This window comes from Kitasatospora sp. NPDC057542 (assembly GCF_042801945.1).
In the GTDB taxonomy this organism is placed as follows: domain Bacteria; phylum Actinomycetota; class Actinomycetes; order Streptomycetales; family Streptomycetaceae; genus Kitasatospora.
In genome coordinates this window covers 1-9,513 of the sequence record NZ_JBHVFE010000358.1, presented here as the reverse complement: position 1 = coordinate 9,513, position 9,513 = coordinate 1, and the positions used below count along the sequence as shown (strand labels likewise).

Below are 9,513 nucleotides of genomic sequence, written 5' to 3'. Positions count from 1 at the left end.
ACCGTGGTGAAGCTGGTGCGGGACTACCGCTCCACCCCGCAGGTGGTGCCGGCAGGGGTGCCGGCCCGATACCGGTCCTGGCACCGGGCCCGGCCTCGGCACCGGCCTCGGTGCCGGCCTCGGTGCCGGCCTCGGTGCCGGCCTCGGGCTTCGGTGCGGTCCGCGCCGCCCCGTTCGTCGCGGCACCCGCGGCCCCCGCAGCGGCCCCGGCGCCCGGCTGGGCGGGCAGCACCGCCGTCGCGGCGCTCGCGGGCTCCTCCGCCGGCTCCGCCTCGGCCGCCAACGCCCAGTTCACCGCCGGGAGCCGGAAGCCGCCCGGCCTCCGCTCCGGCTCGCCGCGCTGCTCCTCGCCCACCATGCATCCCCTGCGCTCGACGACACTCCTGTGGGGAGCTACGGACGGCGTGGCCGAACCGGTTCAACCGGATCGGCGCGGTTCAGGACCCGACCGTCCAGACGGGCTCCGCGGCCGCCTCCGGCGGGGTCAGCACGAAGGACACGGCCTGCTCCAGCACCGCCGCCGAGAGCTCCGTCCACGGCTCGTCGAGCTGCCGGCGCACGTGCGCGAGCAGCTCGGGGTCGGGCGCCAGCCCGTACTCCTCCAGGTAGTACGTCACGGTGTCGGTCCAGATCCACCGGCCGTCGGTGCGAAAGCCCATCGGCACGACGCCGCGCCGTCCCGGGTCGACCACGTCGTCCATCAGCATCGGCGTCAGCAGCACCGTCGCCCCGGCTCGCAGGTACCGGGCCACGGCCTCGCGCTCCGCCCCCGCCGCCAGCCGCGGCCGGTCCGGCGCGAACCCGGGCCCGGTCACCGGATCCACCGCGTCGAACACCGCCGCCAGCCGGAACCCGCCCTGCACCGTCTCGGCCATTCCCGTACTCCTCCCGACGGCCACGTCCCTACGCTCCGTCCGACGGACGGACGGCCCCGCGGGGTTCACCGGGGGGCGGGTCGGACCTACCGTCCGCATGACGCACCTGTCAGTGGCCGTTGTGATGATCGCCGCACAGTGACGCGAGGAGATCATCATGGGTGCCTGGGGCATCGGCCCGTTCGACAACGACACGGCGCTGGACTTCACCGATGCCCTGGACGAGGCCGCCGAGCACGAACGCGAGGGCCTGGTCCGGGCGGCGCTGGTCCGCACCGTCCAGGCCTGGAACTACCTGGAAAGCCCCGAAGGAACAGAGGCCGTCGCCGCCGCGGCCCTCATCGCCGCACAGTGCCCGGGCGGTGAACCGATCAGCACGAGCTATGGTCCCGACCAGGCCCTTCCGGTCTTCGCCGCCGACCTTCGGCCGCTCGCCGTCGAGGCACTCGACCGCGTGGTCGCCGAGGCGTCCGAGCTCGCCGAGCTCTGGGACGAGACGCCCAGTGGTCCGACGTGGCGGCAGAGCGTCAGAGGCCTGCGCGCCGTGCTCGACCCCGAGCCCGAGCCACAGGACGCGCTGTTCGAGCTCTGACCGGCCCCGGCAACGGTCACCCGGCGCCGAGGGCGAGGGCGTAGCGGGAGGGATCGGCGGGGCGGACGCGGTCGGCGGGGGCGACGGCGTCGCGGCGGGCGAGCCAGGTGCGCAGGCGGTCGGGGCCCGGGCGGACGCCGCCGACCTCGTGGAGCAGCACCCGGGCCGGACGGTCCTCGTCCGGGTCCGCCGGCTCGACCTCGACCACCTCGAAATCCGTGCCCGGGGCGAAGATCACCGTCGGCTGGTCGCCGGGCTCGCCGAAGGCCGAGCTGCGGCGGCCGCCGACGGACCAGATGGCGAACTCGATCCCGACGTCGTCCCCCAGATCCGCTCCGGGCGCCGCCAGGCCGGTCACCGGGGCCCGCTCGGTCAGCACCGTGCCCGGGGCGTACGCGGCGAGGTCGCAGGCCTGCGCCGGGCCCGCGACCAGCACGCCGCCGTAGTGGCTGGGCAGTCGCCGCAGGCCGGCGGCCAGGCAGCGCAGGTACGGGCCGTAGGAACCGGGCGCACCGGAGCGGGCCGCCGCGAGGAGTTCGGCGCGCGGGGCCAGCGGGCCGCAGTCGCCGTGCTGCAGCAGGACGGCGACCAGTTCGGGGCCCTGCTCGCTCTCCTCCGCCCGGGCACGCAGGGCGGGCAGCCGGGTGGCGACGTCCTCGGCCCGCCGGGCCAGGCGCCGGTAGGCGGGGCCGAGCTGGGCGGCCAGGGCCGCGCCGTCCGCGGCGGGGGTGGAGGGCGTGGAGGGCGCCGGGGGCGGGGGCGTCACGACGGGCGCCACGGGCTCGGGCTCGGGAACCGGCTCGGGCTCGGGAACCGGCTCGGGCTCGGGAACCGGCTCGGGCTCGGGAACCGGCTCGGGCTCGGGCTCGGGAACCGGCTCGGGCTCGACGGCCGGTGCCTCGATGGCCGGCTCCTCCACCTCGGGCTCCTCCACGCCGACCTCAGGGGCCGACATCGGCCCGTCGCCAAGCTCCTCAGGTGCCTCCGCCACGAAGGCCCCACCCGACGTCGCCACCATGGCGGCGGGCGCCGGAGCCGTCACCGGCTCGGGTTCGGGTACGGGCGTCGGCTCCGGCACAACCACCGGCTCCGGCTGCGGCTCCGGCTGCGGCTGCGGCTCCGGCTGCGGCTGCGGCTGCGGCTCCACCGCAGCCTCGACCTCGACTGCCACCGCGGCCTCGACGACCGCCTCGGCCACCGCCTCCGCCCCGGCCGCCTCCGCCCCGACCCAGTCCAGCCCGTACATCCGCGCGCAGAACCGCCCCACCGCCGCCGACCCCGCGTCCAGCACCCCCGCCACCGCGAGCGCGAGCCGGGCCGGCCCGGCCGGGAGCGAGCCCAGCACCGCGCCGAGGTGGTCCCAGAGCGTCTCGGGCACCGGCCGGCCCGGCGTGCCCACGACCAGCACCGGCTGGGCCGGGTCCGGCCGGCGCAGCCGGGGGCCGCGGTCCGCGGTGGCGGCCGGGCGCAGCCACAGTCCGGCCGCCACCGCCTCCACCTCCCAGCCGGGGAAGGCCGGGTAGCGCGCGGCTCCGGGTGCCCCGGGCAGGTCGGGGCGGGTACGCCAGCCGGCGGCGGTGACGGTGCGCTCGCTCGGGCGGGCGACCAGCTCGGTGAGGTACGGCTCCCAGCCCTCGCCGCCGTCCGCCGCCGCGTGGACGTGCCGCGCGCCGTCCCCGGACGCTCCCGCCGGGCCCACCGGTACGCCGATTGCCGCCCGCACCTCCTGCCCGAGCGAGGCCGCCAACACGGCTGCCAGCTCGATGAGTTCGACCGGCGCGGCCCACGGCGCGCTCAGCACGAGGTGCTCCCGCCGGATCACCGTCTCCCGCAGCAGCGCCGCCGCGTCGGCCAGTTGGGCGCCACTGGGCAGCGGTCCGGCCGGTTCGCCGATGACCAGCAGCAGCCCGTCCCGCGGCGCGACGGCCCGGTCCAGCACAGCCGGACGGACCGGCCCCGCCGCCGCCTCGGTGACCCAGTACGCCCCGCCGGCCAGCGGGGTGATGGTCGCGGCGGCGGGCCAGCGGCCGCCGAGCGGCTCCGCTCCGCCGCCGGGCCGGCAGCGCCACCACGTCCCGTGCACCGCCGGCAGGGTGCCGTCCGCCTCGACGCTGACCACCGCGTCCGGCGCGACGACCGTCAACCCGCTGCGCCTGGCGAGCAGTTCGGCGGGCCGACGGCCGTCCGGGCCGACCGCCGCCAGCCCGGAGGCGGCCAGCACCAGCATGTCGGCGTCGCGCTCGCGCGCGGCCCGGGCGAGCTCGTCCAGCGAGCCGAGCAGGACGGGCGCCGCGTCCGCGGCGGCGGCGAGCAGCAGCAGCGCCCGCGGCTCGGCCCGCACGGGCGCCAGCGCCTCGGCCAGTCCGTCCGCCTCCGCGCCGGGCGGGGCGATCACGTAGTGCGGGCCGAGCGCCCGCAACGTCGCGGCGCCCATCACTCCCCCTCCGCCAGCTGCCCGGTCTGCACCTGCACCGTGCGCCGCCGGGTGATGTACAGGCCTCGGCCGGTCGGGAACGCCTTCGGCCTGACGTTGCCGAACAGGTAGCCCTCCGACGGCGGGCAGGACATCAGCAGTGCGGGCGAGTTGACCTCCTGCAGCTTGCGCACCAGCGGGTCGCCGAGCGCCCGCCCGATGCCGTTGGCGCCGCGCGCGACGACCAGGTGGAGGCCGATCTCGGCACCCTGCGCCAGGTCCTCCAGCAGGGCGGCGAAGGGGTGGCTGCCGCCGCCCGAGCCGACCAGGTCGTAGTCGTCGACGAGGATGAACAGCTCGGGGCCGGTCCACCAGTCGCGCTCCCTGAGCCGGGAGGGCGCGATGTCCGCGGGCGGGATGCGGTTCTTCATCGCCCGGGAGGCGCCGTCCACGATCTGGCGGAGCTTGTCGACGGCCACCGCGTAGCCGAGGCGGTACTCCTCGGGCACCGCGTCGTACAGGCCGCGCCGGTAGTCGACGAGCATGATCCGGGCCTCGGCCGGGGTGTAGGCGGTGGTGATGGCCTTGATCATCAGCCGCAGCAGGTTGGTCTTGCCGGACTCGCTGTCGCCGACCACCAGCAGGTGCGGGTTCTCCTCGAAGTCGTGCCACAACGGCGAGACCTCGGTCTCCTCCAGGCCGATCGGCACCCGCAGCCGGCCCTCGGGGGCGGGCAGCCGGGCCGCGTCCAGGGTGAGCGGGAGCATCCGGACCTCGGGGGCGCGCGGCCCGGTCCAGTGCGCGGCGACCGCGTCGACCAGGTCGGCGACGCCCTCACCGAGGTCGTCGGTGCGCCCGGATCCGTCGATCCTGGGCAGCGCGGAGAGGAAGTGCAGCTGCTCGTCGGTCAGGCCGCGGCCGGGCAGCTTGGGCACCTTGGCGGCGGCCCTCATGTTGATCACGGAGTCGACGGAGTCGCCGAGGCGCAGCTCGAAGCGGGTCTGCAGCTGGTCGCGCAGACCGCCGGCGATCTCGCCCCAGCGGGTGGTGCCGATGACCAGGTGGACGCCGTAGTTGAGACCGCGCTGGGACATCAGGGTGAGCGGCTGGACCAGGTCGTTGAACTCCTGGCGCAGGGTGTTCCAGCCGTCGACCACCAGGAAGACGTCGCCGTGCGCCTCGTCGGGCAGCTCACCCGCGGCCCGGCGGCGGCGGAAGGACGCGACGGAGTCGATGCCCAGCTCGGCGAAGTACTGCTCCCGGCGGGTGATGATCCCGTTGACCTCGGCCACGGTCCGCAGCACCCGCTCACCGTCGTGCCGGCCGGTGACCCCGCCGACGTGCGGCAGGCCGCGCAGCGCGGAGAGCGTTCCGCCGCCGAAGTCCAGGCAGTAGAACTGGACTTCGCGCGGGGTGTGGGTGAGCGCCAGGCCGGTGATCAGGGTGCGCAGCATGGTGCTCTTGCCGCTCTGCGGGGCGCCGGCGACGCCGACGTGGCCGCCGGCGCCGGAGAGGTCGGCGGTGAGCAGGTCGCGCAGCTGGTGGAAGGGGCGGTCGACCACGCCGACCGGTACGCCGAGGACGCCGTGGCGGGCACCGTCCTCGGTGGTGAGGCCGCGCTCGGGGTGCGGGACGAGCGGCGGCAGCAGCTCGTCGAGGGTGGGCGGGACGTCCAGCGGCGGCAGCCAGACCCGGTGGGCGGGCGGCCCGGCGTCACGCAGCCGGCCGGCCGCGATCTCCAGCAGCGAGCCGGCCGGGGTCTGCTCCTCCTCGGTCTCGGTCTCCGCCACCGGCCGCCGGCGGGGCATCACGTAGTCCGTGCCGTACGCGACGACCTGCCCGGCGATGGCGGCCTGCTGGGCGGCACGGCGCTTGGGGCGGTACGGGCCGGAGACGTAGGCGGCCTTGAACCGGGTGAGGGTGGAGATGTCGCTGCGCAGGAAGCCGTTGCCGGGCTGGGAGGGCAGCTGGTAGGCGTCCGGGACGCCGAGCACGCCGCGGCTCTCCATGGCGGAGAAGGTGCGCAGGCCGATCCGGTACGACAGGTGGGACTCCAGCGCGCTCATCCGGCCCTCGTCGAGCCGCTGCGAGGCCAGCAGCAGGTGCACGCCGAGCGAGCGTCCGAGCCGGCCGACCATCACGAAGAGCTCCATGAAGTCCCGGTGCGCGGACAGCAGTTCGCTGAACTCGTCGACCACCACGAACAGCGTGGGCAGCGGGCGCAGCACGGTGCCGGCGGCGCGCGCGGTCTCGTACTCCAGCAGCGAGGCGTAGCCGGCCTCGCGCAGCACCTCCTGTCGGCGGACGAGTTCGCCGTGCAGGGCGTCGCGCATCCGGTCGACCAGGGCGGCCTCGTCGGCCAGGTTGGTGATCACGGCGGAGGTGTGCGGCAGGGCGTCCAGGCCGAGGAAGGTCGCGCCGCCCTTGAAGTCGACCAGGACGAAGTTGAGCACCTCGGAGGAGTGGGTGACGGCGAGCGCCAGCACCAGGGTGCGCAGCAGCTCGGACTTGCCGGAGCCGGTGGCGCCGATCAGCATGCCGTGCGGGCCCATGCCGCCCTGGGCGGACTCCTTGAGGTCCAGGTCGACGGGCCGGCCGTCCGGGCCGAGGCCGAGCGGCACGCGCAGTCGCTGCGGGATGCCGCGCTGGGCCCAGAGCGCCTCGACGTCATGGGCGTGCAGGTCGGGGATGCCGAGCAGGGCGGTGAGGTCGAAGTCGGTGGCGAGCGGCTCGGCGGCGTCGACGCCGTCGGCGATCCGGTAGCGGGCGAGCCGGGCGGCCAGGCGGGTCACCGCGGCCAGGCCGAGCGCGTCGGGCCGACCGAGGTCGGTGACGACGTCCTTGCGGTTGCGGTCGGCACCGACCATGGTGAGCCGGCCGTCCTCGATCCGCAGCCGCAGGGTGGTGCGGGCCGGGCGCCACTCCAGGGAGTCGGCGAGGTCGATCAGGACGGCGTTGCGGTAGCCGGTCAGCGCGGCGCGGCTGCCGGTGTGCGCGCCGGGGCCGTCCAGAACCAGGACGGTGAACGGCTCGTCCCGGTCGGGCACGGCGTCCGGCTCGTAGCCGGGGCGGCCGGTGAACTCCTCGCCGAGCAGCTGCTCGACCTCGCCGAGGCTCCCGGCGACCAGCCGGACCGGGCCGGCGCCGTCGGTGTCGGTCGGGTGCAGGGCGTGCGGCAGCCACTTGGCCCACTCCCACGCGCCCCGCCGCTCGGCGTCGGTGACGACGGCGACGCGCAGCTCGTCCGGGCCGTGCACCACGGCGAGCTGGGCCAGCACCGCCCGCACCAGCGCGCGGGCGGCCTCGGGGTCGTCGGAGCGCAGCAGCAGGTGGGCGAAGCCGCGCAGGTGGATCGCCATCGGCTGGTCGGCGAGCGTGCCGTAGGCGTGGATGAAGCGGCGCAGCGCGTGGGCGCAGAGCGGCTCCAGGTCCTCCACCGGCTTGGTGGCCAGCGGAGCGAGCGGGGTGGCCAGGCGCTGGGCGCCGAGCGCGATCCGGACGTCGCTGAAGTCGGGGTGGGCGGCCCGCCGCTCCCACAGCCGGGTGGTGCCGACCAGTGCGCCCAGCTCGGCCGGCTCCGGGTGCCGCCAGGCCAGGGCCTTGCGCTGGGCGTCGATCGAGCGGCGCACCTGACGGCGCATCTGGGAGAGGTAGCGCAGGTAGTCGCGCCGCTCGGCGCGCAGCTGCTGCTTGCGGTCGCTGGAGCCGCGGATCAGCTGGGTGACCAGCATGCCGACGGCGGACAGCGCCATCATGCCCATCGCGACGTAGCTGAGCATGCCGCCGCCCTCGCCGCCGCCGGGGTGCAGGAACATGAACACCATCGACAGCGAGCCGAGCGCCATCGGGGCCATGCTGATCACACTGGCCATCCCGCTCTGCTTCTCCGGCAGGCCCGGCGGCTCCTGGAGCTGGATCTCGCCGTCCGGCATCTCGGGCCCCGGACGCCGGGGCGTCCGGTTGATCAGCTCCACGCTCACTCAGGGCTCCTCACTGAGACGGGCTGCTCACCGTCCCGGGCTGCTCACGGAGGACGGGCGCCGCACTTTCAGGCTCCCCACCGCGGCGCCCGTCCCGTTCAGACCCACGGACGGCGCAGGGCCCCGGGTTCACGGCGCCGGTTGAACGCGGCGCGCCGGGCAGGCCGTTCATCCGGGCGGAGAAACGGACCACCCCACCGAACCGGAGGACCGGCGTGAGCAGCAGTGTCGTGGCAGGACTGTGCCGATTGAGGTTCCACGCGCCGGGGACGGCCTTCGAGCTGGCCGTCCCCGCCGACGTGCCCCTGGCCGACCTGCTGCCCGCCGTCCTCGGGCACGCCGGCCCCGAGCTCGCCGAGGAGGGCCTGGAGCACGGCGGCTGGGTGCTCCAGCGGCTCGGCGAGGAGCCGCTGGACGAGGAGCGCACCCCCGAGGCGCTCGGGCTGCACGACGGCGACGCGCTGTACCTGCGGGCCCGCCACGAGGCCCTGCCGACGGTGCACTTCGACGACCTGGTGGACGGCGTCGCCACCGGCATGCACGAGCGCGGAGACACCTGGCGCCCGGCCCTCACCCGGGTCCTGTCCCTGGCCCTGGCGCTGACCGCGCTCGCGGCCGGCTGGGTGCTGCTCGCCCTGCCCGGTCCGGCCGCCCCCCGCCAGGCGGCCGCCGCGGCGGCCGCCCTCCTGCTGCTGCTCGGCGCGGCCAGCGCCTCCCGGGCGATGGCCGACGCGGGCGCGGGCGCCGCGCTGGGCGCCGCCGCCGTCCCGTACCTGGCGCTCGCCGCGCTGCTGCTGCCGACCGGGCCGGGCGGCTCCGACGGGGGAGAACTGCTCGGCGCCCGGATCCTGGCGGCCTCCTCGGCCGGAGCCGGGGCGGCCGTGCTGGCCGTGGCGGCGGTGGGGGCGGCGGCCCCGCTCTTCCTCGGGGTGGCGCTGGTGGCGCTGCTCGGGGTGCTGTCGGGGGTGCTGGTGCTCGCCGGGCTGACGCTCGCCCAGCTGGTCGCGGTCATCGCGATGGCGGCCGTGCTGGTCGGCGCGTTCGTGCCCTCGCTGGCCTTCCGGCTGTCCGGGCTGCGGCTGCCGATGCTGCCGCGCAACGCCGAGGAGCTCCAGGAGAACATCGAGCCGGTCCCGGCCTCCGCGGTGCTGCCCCGAGCCCTGGTCGCCGACGACTACCTGATGGCCCTGCACACCGCGATCGGCGCCGTCTGCGCCGTCTGCCTGGCCGTGCTGCCCTTCACCGACGGCTGGGCCGGCCCGGCCGAGGCCGCCGCGCTCAGCCTGCTGCTCCTGCTGCACGGACGAGCCGTCGGCAGCATCCGCCAGCGCCTGGCGATCCTGCTGCCCGGCGTCCTCGGCGGCCTGGTGCTGCTCGCCCGCGCCACCGCCGGCGCCTCGACCACCGACCGCCTGCTCCTGCTGGCCACCCTGCTGACGCTGACCGCCGCCCTCCTCGTCGCGGCCTGGACCGTCCCCGGCCGCCGCCTGCTCCCCTACTGGGGCCGCATCGCCGACATCCTGCACACCCTCTGCGCCCTCTCCCTCCTCCCCCTCGCCCTCCAGGCCTGCGGCATCTACCACACCCTGCGCGGCCTCGGCGGCTGACCCGCCCCGCACCACCCCGACGGGCCCCGGCCGGACACCTCCGGCC

At 76.4% G+C, this 9,513-nt stretch carries 5 protein-coding genes and 1 pseudogene; 2 read left to right on the top strand and 4 right to left on the bottom strand.

Going from position 1 to position 9,513, the window contains the following annotated elements:
* Nucleotides 1-358, bottom strand: a pseudogene (locus tag ACFU7Y_RS32610) (hypothetical protein); the annotation flags it as partial.
* Between the two features lie 79 nt (nucleotides 359-437).
* Nucleotides 438-875, bottom strand: coding sequence for a hypothetical protein (locus ACFU7Y_RS32605; RefSeq protein ID WP_380770541.1), 438 nt, complete (start codon nucleotides 873-875; stop codon nucleotides 438-440).
* A 157-nt stretch (nucleotides 876-1,032) separates the two neighbouring features.
* Between ACFU7Y_RS32605 and ACFU7Y_RS32600 the strand changes: the two genes are divergently transcribed.
* Nucleotides 1,033-1,467: a DUF4259 domain-containing protein gene (locus tag ACFU7Y_RS32600; protein WP_380770539.1), complete on the top strand. Its 435-nt coding sequence runs from the start codon at nucleotides 1,033-1,035 to the stop codon at nucleotides 1,465-1,467.
* 16 nt (nucleotides 1,468-1,483) lie between these two features.
* On the opposite strand, the gene ACFU7Y_RS32595 is transcribed toward ACFU7Y_RS32600, so the two are convergent.
* Together ACFU7Y_RS32595 and eccCa are read right to left on the bottom strand one after the other, a co-directional pair.
* Nucleotides 1,484-3,901 carry a hypothetical protein gene (locus tag ACFU7Y_RS32595; protein WP_380770538.1) on the bottom strand — a complete coding sequence of 806 codons (2,418 nt, stop codon included), beginning with the start codon at nucleotides 3,899-3,901 and terminating at the stop codon, nucleotides 1,484-1,486.
* The gene (eccCa, locus tag ACFU7Y_RS32590; protein ID WP_380770537.1) at nucleotides 3,901-7,860 is read right to left on the bottom strand and encodes a type VII secretion protein EccCa; all 3,960 of its coding nucleotides are present in this window, start codon (nucleotides 7,858-7,860) and stop codon (nucleotides 3,901-3,903) included. Before eccCa ends, ACFU7Y_RS32595 begins: the two co-directional genes overlap by 1 nt.
* A gap of 215 nt (nucleotides 7,861-8,075) precedes the next feature.
* Here eccCa and eccD point away from each other — a divergent pair, with 215 nt between their 5' ends.
* On the top strand, nucleotides 8,076-9,467 hold the full coding sequence (eccD, locus tag ACFU7Y_RS32585) for a type VII secretion integral membrane protein EccD (protein WP_380770536.1): 1,392 nt from the start codon (nucleotides 8,076-8,078) through the stop codon (nucleotides 9,465-9,467).
* Nucleotides 9,468-9,513: the final 46 nt, after the last annotated feature.